Genomic DNA, 18237 nt, shown 5'->3' on the forward strand with positions numbered 1-18237 from the left:
TGCTGAGGCGCGCGCAGCTGGCGGGCCACCCGCTCCACCCGCTCCAGGGCAGCCAACCGCTCCGGGGTGGTCAGCACATCAAAAGACAAACCGCACAGGCGGTCCGCATCGTAATCGAGCGCGTCGATGACCTCGACGATCTCCTCACGACTACTGCCACCCATACCCCCAACCCTAGAAACACCCACCGACAAAAAACGCCACAATGTGACCACAGAAACCAAAGTGACACAAGGGATTTGCGAGAGCGCACCAGCGGCCCGCTAGCCGCGGGCGGGGCGGGTTCGTCGTGTAGATCCAGGACAGGAACCGCGCGAGAGCGCACGAGCGGCCCGCTAGTCGCGATCGGGCGGGGTTGTCGCGTACACCCAGGACAGGAACCGCGCGACGGCCTCCGCGGACCGATGCGCACGGGGTGAGCTGAAGATGTCGAAAGCGTGTTGCGCGCTGGGCAATTCGGCGTAGGCGACCGGGGACTTAGACACCGCGCGCAGCTCCTCGATGAACTCCTGGGCTTCGCCGACGGGGATCAGGGAGTCGTCGCGGCCGTGCAGGACGAAAAACGGGGGCGCGTCGGCGTGCAGCCGGCGGATCGGCGAGGCGTCGATGTAGACGTCGCGGTTCGAGCTGAATCCCCGCTTCACCACGAACTTTTCGAGCAGCGAGATAAACTCGGGACGACCCTCGCCTTCGGTGGAGAACCAGTCGTAGCGGCCGTAGATCGGGACCGCGGCCGCCACCGACGTGTCGGCGTCCTCGAAGCCGGGCTGGAATGACGGGTCGTTGGGGGTCAGCGCCGCCAGCGCGCACAGGTGCCCGCCCGCGGAACCGCCGGTGACGGCGACGAATTCGGGGTCACCGCCGTAGTCGGCGATGTTCTCCTTGACCCAGGCCAACGCCCGCTTGACGTCGACGATGTGGTCGGGCCAGGTGTGGCGGGGCGAGACGCGGTAACCGATCGACACGCACACCCACCCGCGGGCGGCCAGGTGGCTCATCAGCGGGTAGGCCTGTGGCCGGCGCATCCCGATCATCCAGGCGCCTCCGGGCACTTGGAGCAGCACGGGAGCCTTGGCGTCGCGCGGCAGGTCGCGGCGGCGCCAGATGTCGGCGAGGTTGGCGCGGCCGTTCGGGCCGTAGGACACCACGTTGGTCTTCTCGACGTAGCGCCGGCGCGCGACGGTGTTGCCCAGGGGCAGGCTGCGCCGCCCGCTGCGGGTGGGTTTGGCGTGGGGCAGGTCGTTCAGCGCCTCGGCGTAGTCGTGGCCGAGCTGCTCGCGCAGGCCCGCCTCCAGCACCGGGCCCGGGGTGGTGATGCCGCGGTAGCGGATCACTCCCAGGATCGCCCACGACGCCGCGGTCATGGCCAGCGCCGCCTTGCCGCGCCGTCCCGCGAAGTGGCCCAGCCGCGCGCGCCGCACTGCGTCCAGCAGCGAGACGGAGAAGTAGATGCCGGGCACCTCCGACGTCGGCCAGCCGAACCAGAAGACCAGCACGGTGCTGTAGCCCTTGCGGGCCAGCGGCCGTAATCCATTGGCGGCATTGGCCAGTTCGAGCGCGGCCCGCGCCAATGGGCGGGGGCGCACCAAAGGACGCACCAAGCGGCGCGGCAACCGGCGCATCAGCCCTTGACCCGCGACTGCAGTTCGTTGCGCTGGATCTTGCCGGTGCTGCCGCGGGGGAGTTCGTCCAGCACGGCGATCTCGCGGGGCACCTTGTAGTTGGCCAGGTTTTCCCGGACGTGTTGTTTGAGGGCCTCGGGTGTGGCCTCCTTGTCGAGGGAAGCGCCCGGGCTCAACACCACGAATGCCGCCAGCCGCTGCCCGTACTGCTCGTCGTCGACGCCGAGCACCGCGGCCTCGGCCACGTCGGGGTGGGCCGCCAGCGTCTTCTCCACCTCGATCGGGTAGACGTTCTCGCCGCCGGAGACGATCATCTCGTCGTCGCGACCCACGACGAACAATCGGCCGGCGTCGTCCAGGTAGCCGACGTCGCCCGACGACATGAAGCCGGCGTGGAAGTCTTTCGTGGTGCCCGACGTGTAGCCCTCGAACTGGGTGTCGTTGCGGACGTAGATGGTGCCGACCTCGCCGGTGGGCAGCTCGTTGAATTCGCTGTCCAGGATCCGGATTTCGGTTCCGCCCGCGGCCCGGCCCGCGGTGTCGGGTGCCGCGCGCAGGTCGGACGGGGTGGCGGTGGCGATCATGCCGGCCTCGGTGGCGTTGTAGTTGTTGTAGATCACGTCGCCGAATTCATCCATGAATGCGATGACGACATCGGGCCGCATGCGCGAGCCGGACGCGGGCGCGAAGCGCAATGACTTGCAGCTGTACCGCTTTCGCACTTCGGGCGGCAGTTCCATGATGCGATCGAACATCACCGGCACCACCGCCAGACCGGTCGCCTGGTTCCGGTCGATGAGGTCCAGCGTCGCCTCCGGGTCGAACTTGCGCCGGGTGACCACCGTGCACGCCATCGACGCCGCGAAGATCAACTGCGAGAAGCCCCAGGCGTGGAACATCGGCGCCACGATCACCACCGTCTCCTCGGCGCGCCACGGCGTGCGGTCGAGGATGGCCTTGAGCGTGCCGATGCCGGCGTTTCCGCCGGTTTGGTTGGCCCCCTTGGGGGTTCCCGTCGTGCCGGAGGTCAGCAGAATCATCCTGCCCTTGCGGCCGGATCGTTCAGGCCGTTGGCCGGTGTGCTCGGCGATGAGCTGCTCGACGGTCAGTTCGTGGTCGCCGTCGGTCCAGGCCACGATGCGGGTGGCGTCCGGCTTGTCGGCCAGCGCGCGGTCCACCGTCTCGGTGAACTCCTCGTCGTAGACGACGGCGTCGACGCCTTCGCGGTTGACCACCTCGGCCAGCGCTGGCCCGGCGAAGGACGTGTTGAGCAGCACGACGTCCGAGCCGATCCGGTTGGCGCCCACCACCGCCTCGACGAACCCGCGGTGGTTGCGGCACATGACCCCGACGACCTTGGGAGTCCCCGAGGGCAATCCCTGCAGCGCCGCGGCGAACGCGTTGATCCGCTCGTCGAGCTGGCGCCAGGTCAGGGTGCCGAGTTCGTCGACCAGGCCCGCCCGGTCCGGGCAGCGTTGGGCCGCGGTGGCAAAGCCCACGGTCATCCCCATGCCCTCGCGGCGCATGGCCGCGGCCATCTTCAAGTAGCGGTCGGGCCGCATCGGCGCGATCATGCCGGCGCGCCTCAGGGTCGTGATGATGCCGACGGCGTCGTTGACGGGACCAAGGAGGGAAGCCACGGCTCAGCCGAGTATCGGGAAGCGTCGCTTGGCGGCCAGGTCCATGAGGGCCTGCTGCATCACCGACCGCACGTGCTCGTCGACCTCGTCGACGTCCGGGTCGTCACCGAACTCGGCGGCGATGTCAATCGGCTCGAGCACCTGGGTGACGATCTTGGTGGGCAGCGGCAGGTTGGGCGGGATCACGGCACTGAATCCGAAGGGGAAGCCGAACGACAGCGGCAGGATGGCGCTGCGCAGGAGGCGCTTGACCCCCAGCCGCTCGGCCAGCCAGGTGCCGCGTGACAGGTAGAGCTGCGTCTCCTGCCCGCCGATGGACACGGCGGGCACGATGGGAACGCCCGTCTCGATCGCGGTCCTCACGTATCCCTTGCGGCCGTTGAAATCGATGACGTTCTCCGAGAGCGTCGGACGGTAGGCGTCATAGTCGCCGCCGGGGAAGACGATCACGACCCCGCCGGACCGCAGCGCTTGGGCCGCGTTCTCCCGGTTGGCGCGGATGTATCCGGTGCGCCGGAAGAACTCGCCGGTGGGGCCGGTCATCAGGATGTCGTGGCTCAGCGTGTAGACCGGCCGGTCGTAGCCGAACTTCTCGTAGAAGTGGACGCTGAAGATGGGGACGTCCATCGGGAACATGCCGCCCGAGTGGTTGCCGACGACCAGCGCCCCGCCGGGGGGGAACGAATCCAGGCCGCGCACCTCCGACCGGAAATAGGCCTTGAGGGCGGGGCGCATCACGCCCATCAGGCGCTGGGTCAAGACGGGGTCGAATTTGCCGATGTCGCCGGCATCGGGGCGATCGTTGTCGGTCACGTTCCTCCCTAGACGCTCCCGCGAGGCCGCTCGAGTGTGGGGGCCGCGTCGCGTTTCTCGATGGTAGCGATCGGGGTACAACCGCCGTCATGGTGCTTATCTCTTTTCGCTGTCCGGGGATATGGTGCCGTCCGGTCGCGGACGCTATTGTTACGACGCCCTAAGTGAAAATCTCGAGAAGCGGGGAGCCGATGGACGTTGCCGGTTTGTCCCACGAGCGCGGCGCTCGGCGCAGCGTCGGCCTCCGTGAGCGGCGCGCTCGTGCGCCCCACGCCGGCGTGGCCCGCCCCGAATCGGGTCGCCCCGCGCCGGGCCCCTCGCCGTCCGCCGACGGGCGCGCGGCCGCCGTGGATCCGGGCGCCCCGGATGCGGCGGATCATCGGCAGGCCGACTATTTCCTCCGGCTGCTCTCGCAGAACCGCAGGCTCATCGAGCAGCGGATCGACGACTATCAGAAGGCGATCGCCACCGCGCAGGCCAACGGCGACGTCGATGCCGTCTGCAACCTTCGGCGCATGGCGCGGATCGAGGAACAGGACCGCGAGAACCTGGACGCCATGCTCGAGAAGCTGCGCCACCGTTTCGCCCGCCGGGCTCCGGGTCAGCCGCCGGCGCCCGCCCCGCGGCCGCGCAGCGCGATCCGCTAGCGCGGCATCAATTCACCGGCGGCGCAGCGGTTCTCGCCGCTCGTGCGGCAGCCCGAGGGTGGGCCGCCCCGAATCGGCCCCGCCCGCATCGCCGTCCCGATACATTTGACGGGCCAACTGGTTCTGCCGACACCGAACGAGGCCGCCCATGGGATTCATGACCCCGGACATTCCCGACGTCGACCCCCAGAGCTGGCCCGGTTTGCCGCGATCGACCAGGCGGCAGATCATGACCCGGCACTGGGTCGAACACGGCTTCGGCTCCCCGTACGCGGTCTACCTCTTCTACATCGTCAAGATCGCGGTGTACGTCGTCGGCGCCGCCGCGGTGATCTCGCTGACGCCGGGCCTGGGCGGGCTCGGGCGCATCGCCGACTGGTGGGCGCAGCCGATCGTGTATCAGAAGGTGGTCATCTTCACGCTGCTGTTCGAGATCCTGGGCCTGGGCTGCGGATCGGGGCCGCTGACCGCGCGGTTCTGGCCGGTGTTCGGCGGCTTCCTGTATTGGTTGCGGCCCAACACGATTCGCCTGCCCCCGTGGCCCGACAAGATCCCGCTGACCGGTGGCGACAACCGCACCGTCGTCGACGTGGCGCTCTACCTGGTCGTGCTGGTCTCGGGCGCCTGGGCGTTGCTCTCGCCCGGGCGAGGTGGGCCGGTGACCGCCGGCGGCGACGTCGGCCTCATCGATCCCGTCCTGGTGGTGCCGACCATTGTCGCGCTGGCCCTGCTCGGGCTGCGCGACAAGACCGTCTTCCTCGCCGCCCGCGGCGAACACTACGGGCTGACCCTGCTGGTCTTCTTCTTTCCCTTCACCGACCAGATCGCCGCCTTCAAGATCATCATGCTGGCGCTGTGGTGGGGAGCCGCGACGTCAAAACTCAACCACCACTTCCCGTACGTCGTGGCGGTGATGATGAGTAACAGCCCGGTGTTGCGCAGCAGGGCGTTCAACTGGTTCAAGCGCAGGCTCTACCTCGACCCGATAAACGACCTGCGCCCGTCGTGGGTGCCCAAGGTGATGGCCCACGTTGGCGGGACGACGGCGGAATTCTTGGTGCCCTTGGTCCTGGTCTTCTTCGCCGACGGGCACCGGTGGGCGTGGTTTCTCATCGCCTTCATGGTCCTTTTCCACCTCAACATCACTTCCACGATTCCGATGGGAGTTCCGTTGGAGTGGAACGTGTTCTTCCTGTTCTCGCTGTTCTACTTGTTCGGCCACTATGCCGGCGTCACGGCCCTCGGCCTCAGCTCACCGCTGCTGCTGGTCATCCTGATCGCCGCGCTCGCGGTGGTGCCGATCGTGGGAAACCTGTTCCCCAAGCAGATTTCGTTCCTGCCGGCGATGCGCTATTACGCCGGAAACTGGGCCACCAGCCTGTGGTGCCTGCGCGCGGGCGCTGAGGACAAGATCGACGCGGCCATTACCAAGCCCGCGGCGCTGGTCCCCAAACAGCTTGCGCGGCTTTACGATCCGAACACCGCCGAAATGATGATCGACAAGTTGATGGGCTGGCGGTCCATGCACACGCACGGGCGGACGCTCAACGGGCTGGTGGCCCGCGCCCTCGACGGGTTGGATGAGGCGGACTACAAGCTGCGCGACGGTGAGATCATCGCCGGGCCGCTGATCGGATGGAACTTCGGCGAAGGCCACCTGCACAACGAGCAGTTGCTCGCGGCGGTCCAGCGGCGCTGCGGGTTCGACGAGGGCGACGTCCGGGTGATCATTCTGGAAAGCCAGCCGATCCACGTCCAGCGCCAGGAGTACCGCATCGTCGACGCCAAGACCGGCGTGACCGAAGAGGGCTACGTCGACGTGGAAAGCATGCTGGCCCGCCAGCCCTGGCCGGAGCCCGGCGACGAGTACCCCGTGCAGGTCACCACGCGACGCAGCGCCCTATGACCAGGGCGGTGGTGGTCGGCGCCGGCCCCAACGGCCTGGCCGCGGCAATCCACCTGGCGCGCAACGGCGTCGACGTGCAGGTGTTGGAGGCGAGCGACACCGTGGGCGGGGGAGCCCGGTCGGGCGAACTCACCATGCCGGGGGTCATCCACGACCACTGCTCGGCGTTTCACCCGCTGGGCGTCGGTTCGCCGCTGTGGAAGCAGATCGACCTCCAGCGCCACGGGTTGCAGTGGAAGTGGCCGGAGGTCGACTGCGCGCATCCGCTCGACGACGGCACCGCCGGCGTGCTCTACCGGTCGATCGAGGAGACGGTGGCCGGCATGGGGTCCGACGGCCCCCGATGGCGGCGGGCGATCGGTGACCTGGCGTCGGGATTCGACGAGCTGGCCGAGGATCTGCTCGGCCCGGTCCTGGGTGTCCCGCGGCACCCGATGCGGCTGGCCGGCTTCGGGCCGCGGGCGTTGCTGCCGGCCACCACCATGGCCCGCTGGTTTCGCACCGAGCAGGTGCGGGCGTTGTTCGGCGGCTCCGCCGCGCACATCTACACCCGGCTGGATCGCCCGCTCACCGCGTCGCTCGGGCTGATGATCCTGGCCAGCGGGCACCGCTACGGGTGGCCCGTCGCCGAAGGGGGGTCGGGCTCGATCACCCAGGCGCTCGCCGCCGCGTTGACGGAGCACGGCGGCACCATCACCACCGGCGTGCGGGTTGCCGGCCGCAAAGACATTCCCGGCGCCGACATCGTCATGCTCGACCTCAGCCCCGCCGCGGCGCTCGCCATCTACGGCGACGCGATGCCCGGCCGGATCCGGCGGTCGTACCGGCGCTATCGGGCGGGCTCGTCGGCGTTCAAGGTCGACTTCGCCATCGAGGGCGACATCCCGTGGACCAACCCCGATTGCGCCCCGGCCGGCACCGTGCACCTCGGCGGCACGTTCGCCGAGATGGCGGACACGGAACGCCAACGCGCGCAAGGCAAGATGGTCGACCGGCCGTTCGTGCTGGTCGGCCAGCAGTACCTGGCCGACCCGTCCCGCTCGGCGGGCAACGTCAACCCGATCTGGGCGTACGCCCACGTGCCGTTCGGCTACGACGGCGACGCCACCGCCGCCGTCGTCGCACAGATCGAGCGGTTCGCGCCGGGCTTCCGCGACCGCGTCCTCGCCACCGTCAGCAAGGGCACCGCCGATCTTCAGGCCTACAACGCCAACTTCGTCGGCGGCGACATCATCGGCGGCGCCAACGACGGCCTCCAGGTCATCTTCCGGCCCCGCATCGCCGTCAATCCCTACACGCTCGGCGTCCCGGGCGTCTACCTGTGCTCGCAGTCCACGCCGCCGGGGGCGGGCGTCCACGGCCTGTGCGGTTACCACGCCGCGGAGTCGGCGCTGAAGTGGCTGAACAAGCCGCGCCGCGGCTGACGTCACATTGGTCGCGGGAACCGGGGCGGCAACCGCGCAGGTTGCTGATCTAGGCTGACCACGAGCGCGTAATCAGCGGACTCAGTAAAGACATCGTCAAGACAGGGAGAGATCAGTGACGGTCCGAGTAGGCATCAACGGCTTCGGTCGAATCGGACGCAACTTCTACCGGGCCCTGCTGGCCCAGCAGGAGCAGGGCACCGCGGACATCGAGGTGATTGCGGTCAACGACATCACCGACAACCACACACTGGCGCACCTGCTCAAATTCGACTCGATCCTGGGCCGGCTGCCCTACGACGTCAGCCTGGAAGGCCAGGACACCATCGTGGTGGGCCCGCGCAAGATCAAGGCGCTCGAGGTCAGAGAGGGCCCGGCGGCGTTGCCCTGGGGTGACCTGGGCGTCGACGTGGTCGTGGAATCCACCGGGCTGTTCACCAACGCGGCCAAGGCCAAGGGCCACCTGGACGCCGGCGCCAAGAAGGTCATCATCTCGGCGCCCGCCACCGACGAGGACATCACCATCGTGCTCGGCGTCAACGACGACAAGTACGACGGCAGCCAGAACATCATCTCCAACGCGTCGTGCACCACGAACTGCCTGGCGCCGGTGACCAAGGTGCTGCAGGACGAGTTCGGCATCGTCAAGGGCCTGATGACCACCGTTCACGCCTACACCCAGGACCAGAACCTGCAGGACGGCCCGCACAAGGACCTGCGCCGGGCGCGGGCGGCGGCGCTGAACATCGTGCCGACCTCGACCGGCGCGGCCAAGGCGATCGGCCTGGTGATGCCGGAGCTGAAGGGCAAGCTCGACGGGTACGCGCTGCGGGTGCCGATCCCCACCGGCTCGGTGACCGACCTCACCGTCGAGCTGGCCAAGTCCGCGAGCGCCGACGAGATCAACGCGGTGTTCAAGGCCGCCGCCGAGGGCCGGCTCAAGGGCATCCTGAAGTACTACGACGCGCCCATCGTGTCCAGCGACATCGTCACCGACCCGCACAGCTCGATCTTTGACTCCGGGCTGACCAAGGTGATCGACAACCAGGCCAAGGTGGTGTCCTGGTACGACAACGAGTGGGGCTACTCCAACCGCCTCATCGACCTGGTCGCGCTTGTCGGCAAGTCGCTGTAAGCCCAAGCAGTCGTGACGATTCCAACTCTGAAAGACCTGCTGGCCGAAGGGGTTTCGGGTCGGGGTGTGCTGGTGCGCTCCGACTTGAACGTCCCGCTCGACGACGGTGCCATCACCGACCCGGGCCGGATCACCGCATCGGTGCCGACGCTGCGGGCGCTCGTCGACGCCGGCGCCAAGGTGGTGGTCACCGCGCACCTAGGCCGGCCGAAGAACGGGCCCGACCCGAAGCTGTCGCTGGCGCCGGTCGCCGCGGCGCTCGGTGAGCACCTGGGCCGGCACGTGCAGCTGGCCGGTGACCCCGATCGTTCCCCAGTCGGCGGCGACGCCCTGGCCCGCGCCGAGGGGCTGACGGACGGCGACGTCCTGCTGCTGGAGAACATCCGCTTCGATCCGCGGGAAACCAGCAAGGACGACGGCGAGCGGCTCGCCCTCGCTCGCGAACTCGCCGAATTGGTCTCGCCCGGAGGGGCTTTCGTCTCCGACGGATTCGGGGTGGTGCACCGCAAGCAGGCCTCGGTGTACGACGTGGCCACGCTGCTGCCGCACTATGCCGGCACCCTGGTGGCCGACGAGATCCGGGTGCTCGAGCAGCTGACCAGCTCGACCACCCGTCCGTACGCGGTGGTGCTCGGCGGGTCGAAGGTGTCCGACAAGCTCGGCGTCATCGAATCGCTGGCCACCAAGGCCGACAGCATCGTGATCGGCGGCGGGATGTGCTTCACCTTCCTCGCCGCGCAAGGGTTTTCGGTGGGGAAGTCGCTGCTGGAAGAAGAGATGGTCTACACCTGCCGTCGACTGCTGGACACCTACGTCGACGTGCTGCGGCTCCCGGTGGACATCGTGGTGGCCGAGAAGTTCGCCGCCGACTCGCCGCCGCAAACGGTGGCGGCGGACGCCATCGGGGACGACGTGATCGGGCTGGACATCGGACCGGGATCGGTCAAACGCTTTGCGGCCCTGCTGTCGAACGCCGCGACCATCTTCTGGAACGGCCCGATGGGCGTGTTCGAGTTCCCGGCGTTCGCCGCGGGCACCCGCGGCGTCGCCGAGGCCATCGCCGCGGCGACCGGCAAGGGCGCGTTCAGCGTGGTCGGCGGCGGTGACTCCGCGGCCGCGGTGCGTGCCCTGGGCATCCCGGAGGGCGACTTCTCGCACATTTCCACCGGCGGCGGCGCGTCGCTGGAATACCTTGAGGGTAAGACACTTCCGGGCATCGAGGTGCTTGGGGAGCCGCAGCCGGGTGGAGGGGACGCGTGAGCCGCAAGCCGCTGATCGCCGGCAACTGGAAGATGAACCTCAATCACTTCGAGGCGATCGCGTTGGTGCAGAAGATCGCGTTCGCGCTGCCTGACAAGTACTACGACAGGGTGGACGTCACCGTCCTGCCGCCGTTCACCGACCTGCGCAGCGTGCAGACCCTGGTCGACGGCGACAAGCTGCGGCTGACCTACGGCGGCCAGGACCTGTCCCAACACGACTCGGGCGCCTACACCGGCGACATCAGCGGCGCCTTCCTGGCCAAGCTGGGCTGCAGCTTCGTCGTGGTCGGGCACTCCGAGCGGCGCACCTACCACAACGAGGACGACGCGCTGGTGGCCGCCAAGGCCGCCGCGGCGCTCAAGCACGAGCTGACCCCGATCGTGTGCATCGGCGAACACCTGGACGTCAGGGAGGCGGGCAATCACGTGCCGCACTGCGAGGAGCAGTTGCGCGGCTCGCTGGCCGGCCTGTCCGCCGAGCAGATCGCCAAGGTCGTCGTCGCCTACGAGCCGGTCTGGGCCATCGGCACCGGACGGGTGGCCAGCGCGAGCGACGCCCAGGAGGTGTGCGCGGCCATCCGCGCGGAATTGGCCTCGCTGGCCTCGCCGCAGGTCGCCGAGTCCGTGCGGGTGCTCTACGGCGGCTCGGTGAACGCCAAGAACATCGGCGAACTGATCGCCCGCGACGACATCGACGGGGCCCTGGTCGGCGGGGCGTCGCTAGACGGTGAGCAGTTCGCGACGCTGGCGGCGATCGCCGCCGGCGGGCCCCTTCCGTAGGGCGGGCCGGCTACCCCGGTAAGCTCTCCGTCATGGAGTTGGCCCTGCAAATCACCCTGGTGGTCACCAGCGTGCTGGTGGTGTTGCTGGTGCTGCTGCACCGTGCCAAGGGTGGAGGCCTGTCGACGCTGTTCGGCGGCGGTGTGCAGTCCAGCCTTTCCGGCTCGACGGTGGTGGAGAAGAACCTGGACCGGTTGACGCTGTTCATCACCGGCATCTGGCTGGTCTCCATCATCGGGATGGCCCTGCTGATCAAGTACCGGTGACCCGTCGGCGGGCGGACCACGTGATCCGCACCGATACTGGGACACATGGTTGACGTTTCCGACATCGCGCTGGAACCGATCGGCGCCGTGCAACGGACGCTGGTCGGTCGCGAGGCGACCGAGCCGATGCGTGCCGACATCAGGCTGCTGGGCACGATCCTCGGCGACACCGTGCGCGAGCAGAACGGGGACGAGGTTTTCGAGCTCGTGGAGCGCGCCCGGGTGGAATCGTTCCGGGTGCGCCGCTCCGAGATCGACCGGGCCGACCTGGCGCGCATGTTCGACGGCATCGACATTCACCGAGCGATCCCGGTCATCCGCGCATTCAGCCACTTCGCGCTGCTGGCCAACGTGGCCGAGGACATCCACCGGGAGCGCCGCCGTGCGATCCACGTCGCCGCGGGCGAGCCGCCGCAGGACAGCAGCCTGGCCGCGACCTACGCCAAACTCGATGGCGCCGAACTCGATTCGGCCACGGTGGCGACCGCGCTGCGCGGGGCCCTGATCTCCCCGGTGATCACCGCCCACCCCACCGAAACCCGGCGGCGCACCGTCTTCGTCACCCAGCACCGGATCACCCAACTGATGCGGCTGCACGCCGAGGGGCACACCGAGACCGACGACGGGCGCAACATCGAGCGCGAGTTGCGCCGCCAGGTCCTCACCCTGTGGCAGACCGCGCTGCTCCGGTTGTCCCGGCTGCAGATCACCGACGAGATCGAGGTGGGGCTGCGCTATTACGCGGCCGCGTTCTTCCAGGTCATCCCGCAGGTCAACGCCGAGGTCCGGGACGCATTGCGGGCGCGCTGGCCCGATGCCGATCTGCTCGCCGCACCGATCCTGCGCCCCGGTTCCTGGATCGGCGGCGATCGCGACGGCAACCCCAACGTGACGGGCGACGTGGTGCGCCAGGCCACCGGCAGCGCCGCGTTCACCGCGCTGTCGCACTACCTCGCCGAACTCACCGCCCTCGAGCAGGACCTGTCGATGTCGGCCCGACTCGTCCCGGTCACACCCGGGCTGGCCGAATTGGCCGAGGGCTGCGGCGAGCAGGCCCGCGCCGACGAGCCGTATCGGCGGGCGGTGCGGGTGATCCGCTCGCGGCTCACCGCGACGGGCGCCGAGATCCTGGACCGCAGGCCGCAGCATGAGCTCGACCTCGGCCTGCCACCGTACGCGGCCCCGGCCGAACTGCAACGGGATCTCGACACCATCGACGAGTCCCTGCGCGCCCACGGCAGCGCGCTGCTGGCCGACGACCGCCTGGCCCTGCTGCGAGAAGGCGTGAGCGTCTTCGGTTTTCATCTCTCCGGTTTGGACATGCGGCAGAACTCCGACGTCCACGAGGAGGTGGTGGGGGAGCTGCTGGCCTGGGCCGGGGTGCACCCCGACTACAAATCCCTGCCCGAGGAGGAGCGGGTCGCGCTGCTGGAGGGCGAACTGGGCACCCGGCGTCCACTCATCGGTGACCGAGGGCAACTTTCGGACCTGGCCCGCAAGGAGCTCGAGGTCGTCAGCGCCGCCGAGCACGCCATCGGGCGCTACGGCCCGGCCGCCGTCCCCAACTATGTCATCTCCATGTGCCGCTCGGTGTCCGACGTCCTGGAGGTGGCGATCCTGCTGAAGGAATGCGGGCTGCTGGACGCCTCCGGGCCCGAACCCTATTGCCCCGTGGCCATTTCGCCGCTGTTCGAGACCATCGATGATCTGCACAACGGCGCGGCCATCGTGGACGCGATGCTGGCTCTTCCGCTGTACCGGGCGGTCGTCGACGCGCAGGGCGGATGCCAGGAGGTGATGCTCGGCTACTCCGACTCGAACAAGGACGGCGGTTACCTGGCATCCAGCTGGGCGGTCTATCGCGCCGAGCTGGCCCTGGTCGAGGTGGCCCGCAAAAACGAAATTCGGTTGCGGCTCTTCCACGGTCGCGGCGGTACGGTCGGACGCGGGGGTGGGCCGAGCTATCAGGCCATCCTGGCGCAGCCGCCGGGCGCGGTGAACGGCTCGCTGCGCCTCACCGAGCAGGGCGAGGTGATCGCCGCCAAGTACGCCGAACCGCAGTCGGCGCGCCGCAACCTGGAAAGCCTGGTGGCGGCCACGCTGGAGTCGACGCTGCTCGACGTCGAGGGCCTGGGCGGCGCGGCCGAGCCGGCCTACGCCGTGCTCGACGAGGTGGCCGCCCTGGCGCAGCGCGCGTACGCCGAATTGGTGCACGAGACACCGGGATTCGTCGACTACTTCACCGCCTCCACGCCGGTCAGCGAGATCGGCTCGCTGAACATCGGCAGCCGCCCGACGTCGCGCAAACCCACCTCGTCGATCTCGGACCTGCGCGCCATCCCCTGGGTGCTGGCGTGGAGCCAGTCCCGGGTGATGCTGCCCGGCTGGTACGGCACCGGGTCGGCCTTCGAGCAGTGGATCGCGGCCGGCCCCGAAAGCGAAGAGGAGCGCGTCGGGATCCTGAACGGGCTGTACGAGCGGTGGCCCTTCTTCCGCAGCGTGCTGTCCAACATGGCGCAGGTGCTGGCCAAGAGTGATTTGGGCCTGGCGGCGCGCTACGCGGAGCTCGTCGGGGACGAGGAACTGCGCGAACGGGTGTTCGGCAAGATCGTCGACGAGCACCGGCGGACCATCGCGATGCACAAGCTCATCACCGGTCAAGAGGATCTGCTCGCCGACAACCCCGCGCTGGCGCGCTCGGTGTTCAACCGCTTCCCCTACCTGGAGCCGCTGAACCATCTGCAGGTGGAGTTGCTGCGGCGGTACCGCTCCGGCGACGACGACGAACTGGTGCAGCGCGGCATCCTGCTGACGATGAACGGATTGGCGAGCGCGTTACGTAACAGCGGGTAGCGCCTCGACTAACCGTCCGTAAAGCGGGCCGTGTGCTGAACGATGCGCCAATACGCTGCCCCCGATGGGTGCTTCGGGGCTACCGCTTTGGCTCGTGCTTGTTGGTGTCGTCACCGTCGCCATCGCGATCGCGGTCGGGTGCATCAGCGTGGCGAATCGTACGCTCCGGCACGTCGGTAAAGAGCACAATCCGGCGATGTCGCCGTTCATCGCCGTAGTCGCGCTCGTCTACGGCGCCCTGGTGGGATTCACGGTGGTCGTGTCTTGGCAGCAGTTCTCCTCAGCCGAGGCGATCGTCGCCAACGAGGCGTCGGCGCTGACGACGATGTACCGGCAGACCGTCGCCATGCAGGAGCCGGAGCGGACACAGATTCAGCGGCTGCTGCGAACATACGCGACCGCCCTCGAAAACGCGGACCCGAACAAGCAGGCCAGCGACGGAAGTTCCGACAACGCGCGAACCGCCATCACGAAGATGTACCGCGTCATCGGCAATCAACCGCCGAACGTCGCTTCGAGCCACATCAACGCCGAATTCCTCAGCCAGTTGACCGTTCTGGCCTCCGATCGCACCCAGCGCATCATCGACACCAAGCCGCGCATACCACCGCTGCTATGGGGCGGTCTGGTGTTCGGCGCCGTTGTGTTGGTGGCACTCACCGGATTTCTGCGCCTGGGCAGCACTTTCGGTCACGCAATGGTGTCCGGCGCGATCGCGGTGCTGCTCGGTCTACTGCTGTGCATCATCTTCTCGCTGGACCATCCCATGTCGACCGAGCAGAAACTCACCTCCGCGCCGTTTCAGCACGCGCTGGAGGTGTTCGACGCGGTCGACCGGGCAACGTAGTTGGGCGTGGGCGACGTTGCACGTTACGTAACAGCGGTTTAGGGGCATTCGGGGCGAAGGCCGGTGTCGCCGGCCCGCCGTCGACCGTTCGGGAGGGGTGCCATGTCGGACAGCGCGTCCCCGGTCACGCCGGCCCAATTGGCCCAGAACACCGTCTTCGAACGACTCGCGCGAGTCGGGTTCGTCGTGAACGGGATACTGCATCTCATCGTCGGCTACCTCGCCATCCGTGTCGCGTGCGGCGATGGCGGCACCGCTGATCAGACCGGCGCCCTGGCGACGCTGGCGGCCAAACCAGGCGGCCCGCTCGCGCTCTGGATCGCCACGGCCGCCCTCCTGGCGATGGGCCTTTGGCGGCTTGTCGAAACCGCGCTGGGCCGATCGAGCGACCGTGAGTCGCACCGTTCGTCGGATGCGTCCTCGCGGGCGAAGGCCTTGGGGCTGGCGGCGGTCTACCTCGCGTTCGCCTATTCCGCGTTCGGATTCGCCCGGGGCGCGGGCAGGCCGGCCGATCAACAGAATTCGAGCATGAGCGCGCGCCTCATGGCTACGCCCGGCGGCACCATCGCGCTCATCGCGTGTGGCCTGGTCATCGTCGCGGTCGGTTGCTACCACGTCTACAAGGGCGCCAGCCGCAATTTCGTCGACGACCTGCAGGGCAAGTCGGGTGACCTGGTGCGGCGGCTTGGCATGGCCGGATACATCGGCAAGGGCATCGTGATCACCCTGACGGGCGCGCTGGTGATCGTCGCCGCGTGCCGCTCAGAACCGAAGAAGGCGACCGGGCTCGACGGCGCGCTGAAGACGCTGGGGGCCCAGCACTACGGGGCCGCGCTGCTGACCGTCGCCGGCCTGGGACTCATCACCTACGGGCTGTACAGCTTCGTGATGGCCCGGTCGACCAAGATGTAGCTGTAGCCCGCCTCAGCGGTTCCGCAGCCGGTCCAGTGCGCCGCGCACGGCGTTCTCCGTCATCGACAGCGGCGTCATCATCGTCTCGCCCACCTTGACCATGCCGTCGATGCGCCCGACGATCGCCTCCACCGGCTCGACCAGAACGATCAGTCGCCTCGCCAGGTCGTCCAGCCGCGACAGCGTGCCGTCCAGGTGGTCAAGCCCGCTTTCCATGCGCTCGACCGTGGCGTTCAGGTTGGACAGGGACGCGTTCAGCTCTTTCATGGTGGTGCTCAGGCCATCGAGGACGTCTTCGACCTGCTCCACGGTCTTGTCGGCATTCAGTGCAGCCTGGGTGAGAGTTTTGAGCCGGTTCCGCTCTTGCCCGCCGCGCACGGTTCTGTCTGCCATGACCGTCATTATCACCCGGGACAATCCGGGCCGGGGCTAGCTTGGCTGACCCGGCCGGGGCGGCAGTTTGGCCGCGGCCTCCTCGTCCAGCAGCCACAGCGTCGTCTCCTGACCGATCGCCCCGGCGGCGGGCACCGAAACCGGCGGGGCGCCGCCGATCGCCGCCGCCACCGCGTCCGCCTTCGAGGCGCCGGACACCATCAGCCAAACCTCGCGCGACTGCTGAACCGCGGGCAGGGTCAAGGTGATTCGTTGGGGAGGCGGCTTGGGAGAGTCCTCGACCGCGACGACCATGCGGCTGGTTTCCAGCACGGCGGGGGTGTCCGGGAACAGGGAGTTGATGTGGCCCTCCGGGCCCATACCCAACAGGTGCACGTCGAAATTCGGAACCCGTTGGCCGGGGGCGGCATTGGCCGCCAGCAGCTGTTCGTAGGCCAGCGCCGCGGCCGCGAGGTCGGTGCCGAATTCGCCGTCGCTGGCCGGCATCGTGTGCACATGGCTGCACGGAATGTCGATCCGGTCCAGCAAGGCCGCGCGCGCCTGCTTGTCGTTGCGTTCGTCGTCGTCCTCAGGCACGTAGCGTTCGTCACCCCAGAACAGGTGCACCTTGGGCCAGGCGATCTCGTGGCCCGCCAGGGACTCGAGCAACCCGATGCCATTGCCGCCACCGGTCAGCACGACGAGCGCTCGGTCACGGGCCGCCACGGCCTCGCGGATGGTGCCGGCCAGTCGGTTGGCGGCGGCCTCGACCAGTGCCTGACTTTCGGGAAAAACTTCGATGATGGTGCTCACACGTACTGCACTTTCTCAATGCCTGCTAGCGCTGTCTGATAAATCTCGTCCGGGTCGAGCCGCCGCAAGTCTTCGGCGAGGCACTCGCCGGTTTCCCTGCGCGCCAAGGGGAGTAAGGCCTCCGGCTTGGCGGTGCGGCTCAGTGTCGCCGTCCTGCCCTCTTGGGGCCGGCTCAACACGATGGTCTCGCTCTTGCGAACCAGTTCCACCTTGAGCTCGCCGACCGCACGGCGCACCGGGCCGTCGATCCGGCTGGCCAGCCAGCCCGCGAGGATGTCAAGCGCAGGCTCCGCCTTCAGGCCGGACACCAGGGCCGACTCGATCGGCTCGTGCGGCGCCAGGTCGACGGCCGAGGTGAGCAGCGCCCGCCAATAGGTGATGCGCGCCCACGCCAGGTCGGTGTCACCGGCGGTGTATCCCGACCGTCGGCTCTTGATCGCCGACAGCGGGTCGGTTGCGTTGGTGGCGTCCGTGATGCGCCGAATCGCCAACTTGCCCAACGGGTCTTCGGCCGGAGTCGCCGGGGCGATGTCCGGCCACCAGGCCACCACGGGAATGTCGGGAAGCAGGAACGGGGTCACGACGCTGGCGGCGTGCCCGGCGAGCGGCCCGGACAGGTTCAGGATCACCACCTCGGTGGCTCCGGTGTCCCCACCCGCGCGCAGCTGCGCGTCCAGGCGCGGTTCGTCGGCATACGGGTCGCCCCGCATGGTGACGATGATCCGGCTGGGATGCTCGTGGCTGGCGTTGTTGGCCGCCTCGAGCGACTCCTCGAGGACGGCGTCGCTGTCCGGCGCGACGATCAACGTCAGCACCCGGCCCATCGTCACGGCGCCGACCTTCTCCCGCAGTTCGTCGAGCTTCTTGTTGACCGCGGTGGTGGTGGTGTCGGGCATGTCGATGATCACGAGCGCCGCTCCTCTTCATCACTGCGTTCTGCATCGT

Annotated in this window: 16 protein-coding genes; 10 read left to right on the forward strand and 6 right to left on the reverse strand. The window is 68.5% G+C overall.

All coding sequences use genetic code 11. From position 1 onward, the window contains the following. Window positions 1–335: 335 nt before the first annotated feature. From A5713_RS04910 to A5713_RS04920, 3 genes are read right to left on the reverse strand one after another with little or no spacing between them, the layout of a single operon-like run. Window positions 336–1622, reverse strand: coding sequence for an alpha/beta hydrolase (locus tag A5713_RS04910; RefSeq protein ID WP_068093122.1), 1287 nt, complete (start codon window positions 1620–1622; stop codon window positions 336–338). After that, entirely contained in the window at window positions 1622–3262 is a 1641-nt protein-coding gene (fadD12, locus tag A5713_RS04915) for an acyl-CoA ligase FadD12 (protein ID WP_082972791.1), read from the reverse strand. The genes A5713_RS04910 and fadD12 overlap by 1 nt, the downstream gene beginning before the upstream one ends. 3 nt (window positions 3263–3265) lie before the next feature. Next, window positions 3266–4006, reverse strand: a complete 741-nt coding sequence (locus A5713_RS04920; RefSeq protein ID WP_156751757.1) for a lysophospholipid acyltransferase family protein — start codon at window positions 4004–4006, stop codon at window positions 3266–3268. 233 nt (window positions 4007–4239) lie between these two features. On the opposite strand from A5713_RS04920, the gene A5713_RS04925 reads away from it, so the two are divergent. The 10 genes from A5713_RS04925 (at window position 4240) to A5713_RS04970 (ending at window position 16107) form a co-directional block, all read left to right on the forward strand. Next, the gene (locus tag A5713_RS04925; protein WP_231980252.1) at window positions 4240–4722 is read left to right on the forward strand and encodes a hypothetical protein; all 483 of its coding nucleotides are present in this window, start codon (window positions 4240–4242) and stop codon (window positions 4720–4722) included. 148 nt (window positions 4723–4870) lie between these two features. Further along, window positions 4871–6628: a DUF3556 domain-containing protein gene (locus tag A5713_RS04930; RefSeq protein ID WP_068093131.1), complete on the forward strand. Its 1758-nt coding sequence runs from the start codon at window positions 4871–4873 to the stop codon at window positions 6626–6628. Next, window positions 6625–8052 carry an NAD(P)/FAD-dependent oxidoreductase gene (locus A5713_RS04935; protein ID WP_068093135.1) on the forward strand — a complete coding sequence of 476 codons (1428 nt, stop codon included), beginning with the start codon at window positions 6625–6627 and terminating at the stop codon, window positions 8050–8052. The genes A5713_RS04930 and A5713_RS04935 overlap by 4 nt, the downstream gene beginning before the upstream one ends. A gap of 115 nt (window positions 8053–8167) precedes the next feature. Further along, window positions 8168–9187 (forward strand): type I glyceraldehyde-3-phosphate dehydrogenase, encoded by a 1020-nt coding sequence (gap, locus tag A5713_RS04940; RefSeq protein WP_068093140.1) that lies wholly within the window; start codon window positions 8168–8170, stop codon window positions 9185–9187. 12 nt (window positions 9188–9199) lie between these two features. Then, entirely contained in the window at window positions 9200–10447 is a 1248-nt protein-coding gene (gene pgk, locus A5713_RS04945) for a phosphoglycerate kinase (RefSeq protein WP_068093143.1), read from the forward strand. Beyond that, window positions 10444–11229, forward strand: coding sequence for a triose-phosphate isomerase (tpiA, locus tag A5713_RS04950; protein ID WP_067928554.1), 786 nt, complete (start codon window positions 10444–10446; stop codon window positions 11227–11229). Before pgk ends, tpiA begins: the two co-directional genes overlap by 4 nt. A 32-nt stretch (window positions 11230–11261) precedes the next feature. Beyond that, window positions 11262–11495, forward strand: coding sequence for a preprotein translocase subunit SecG (gene secG / locus A5713_RS04955; protein WP_067408932.1), 234 nt, complete (start codon window positions 11262–11264; stop codon window positions 11493–11495). Window positions 11496–11540: 45 nt separating this feature from the next. Beyond that, a complete protein-coding gene (gene ppc / locus A5713_RS04960) occupies window positions 11541–14348 on the forward strand; it encodes a phosphoenolpyruvate carboxylase (protein WP_068093146.1) in 2808 nt (935 codons plus the stop codon). Between the two features lie 64 nt (window positions 14349–14412). After that, window positions 14413–15195: a DUF4239 domain-containing protein gene (locus A5713_RS04965; RefSeq protein WP_067928560.1), complete on the forward strand. Its 783-nt coding sequence runs from the start codon at window positions 14413–14415 to the stop codon at window positions 15193–15195. A 102-nt stretch (window positions 15196–15297) separates the two neighbouring features. Then, a complete protein-coding gene (locus tag A5713_RS04970; protein WP_068093149.1) occupies window positions 15298–16107 on the forward strand; it encodes a DUF1206 domain-containing protein in 810 nt (269 codons plus the stop codon). Window positions 16108–16119: 12 nt separating this feature from the next. Here the strand turns inward: A5713_RS04970 and A5713_RS04975 are convergent, their stop codons facing one another. Genes A5713_RS04975 through opcA form a run of 3 tightly spaced genes read right to left on the reverse strand, consistent with a single transcriptional unit; the run spans window position 16120 to window position 18200 of the window. Further along, a complete protein-coding gene (locus A5713_RS04975; protein ID WP_067928566.1) occupies window positions 16120–16509 on the reverse strand; it encodes an ATPase in 390 nt (129 codons plus the stop codon). A 27-nt stretch (window positions 16510–16536) separates the two neighbouring features. Further along, window positions 16537–17292 carry a 6-phosphogluconolactonase gene (gene pgl, locus A5713_RS04980; protein WP_068093151.1) on the reverse strand — a complete coding sequence of 252 codons (756 nt, stop codon included), beginning with the start codon at window positions 17290–17292 and terminating at the stop codon, window positions 16537–16539. Beyond that, the gene (opcA, locus tag A5713_RS04985; RefSeq protein ID WP_068093153.1) at window positions 17289–18200 is read right to left on the reverse strand and encodes a glucose-6-phosphate dehydrogenase assembly protein OpcA; all 912 of its coding nucleotides are present in this window, start codon (window positions 18198–18200) and stop codon (window positions 17289–17291) included. The genes pgl and opcA overlap by 4 nt, the downstream gene beginning before the upstream one ends. Window positions 18201–18237: the final 37 nt, after the last annotated feature.

The organism is Mycobacterium sp. E2497 (assembly GCF_001668695.1).
In the GTDB taxonomy this organism is placed as follows: Bacteria; Actinomycetota; Actinomycetes; order Mycobacteriales; family Mycobacteriaceae; genus Mycobacterium.

Excerpts from the sequence above, each read along its gene's own strand:
- A5713_RS04910 (WP_068093122.1), bottom strand. The coding sequence starts at position 1,622 with ATGCGCCGGTTGCCGCGCCGCTTGGTGCGTCCTTTGGTGCGCCCCCGC.
- A5713_RS04930 (WP_068093131.1), top strand. The coding sequence starts at position 4,871 with ATGGGATTCATGACCCCGGACATTCCCGACGTCGACCCCCAGAGCTGG.
- secG (WP_067408932.1), top strand. The coding sequence starts at position 11,262 with ATGGAGTTGGCCCTGCAAATCACCCTGGTGGTCACCAGCGTGCTGGTG.
- A5713_RS04935 (WP_068093135.1), top strand. The coding sequence starts at position 6,625 with ATGACCAGGGCGGTGGTGGTCGGCGCCGGCCCCAACGGCCTGGCCGCG.
- A5713_RS04975 (WP_067928566.1), bottom strand. The coding sequence starts at position 16,509 with ATGACGGTCATGGCAGACAGAACCGTGCGCGGCGGGCAAGAGCGGAAC.
- A5713_RS04920 (WP_156751757.1), bottom strand. The coding sequence starts at position 4,006 with ATGGGCGTGATGCGCCCCGCCCTCAAGGCCTATTTCCGGTCGGAGGTG.
- A5713_RS04970 (WP_068093149.1), top strand. The coding sequence starts at position 15,298 with ATGTCGGACAGCGCGTCCCCGGTCACGCCGGCCCAATTGGCCCAGAAC.
- ppc (WP_068093146.1), top strand. The coding sequence starts at position 11,541 with ATGGTTGACGTTTCCGACATCGCGCTGGAACCGATCGGCGCCGTGCAA.
- A5713_RS04965 (WP_067928560.1), top strand. The coding sequence starts at position 14,413 with ATGGGTGCTTCGGGGCTACCGCTTTGGCTCGTGCTTGTTGGTGTCGTC.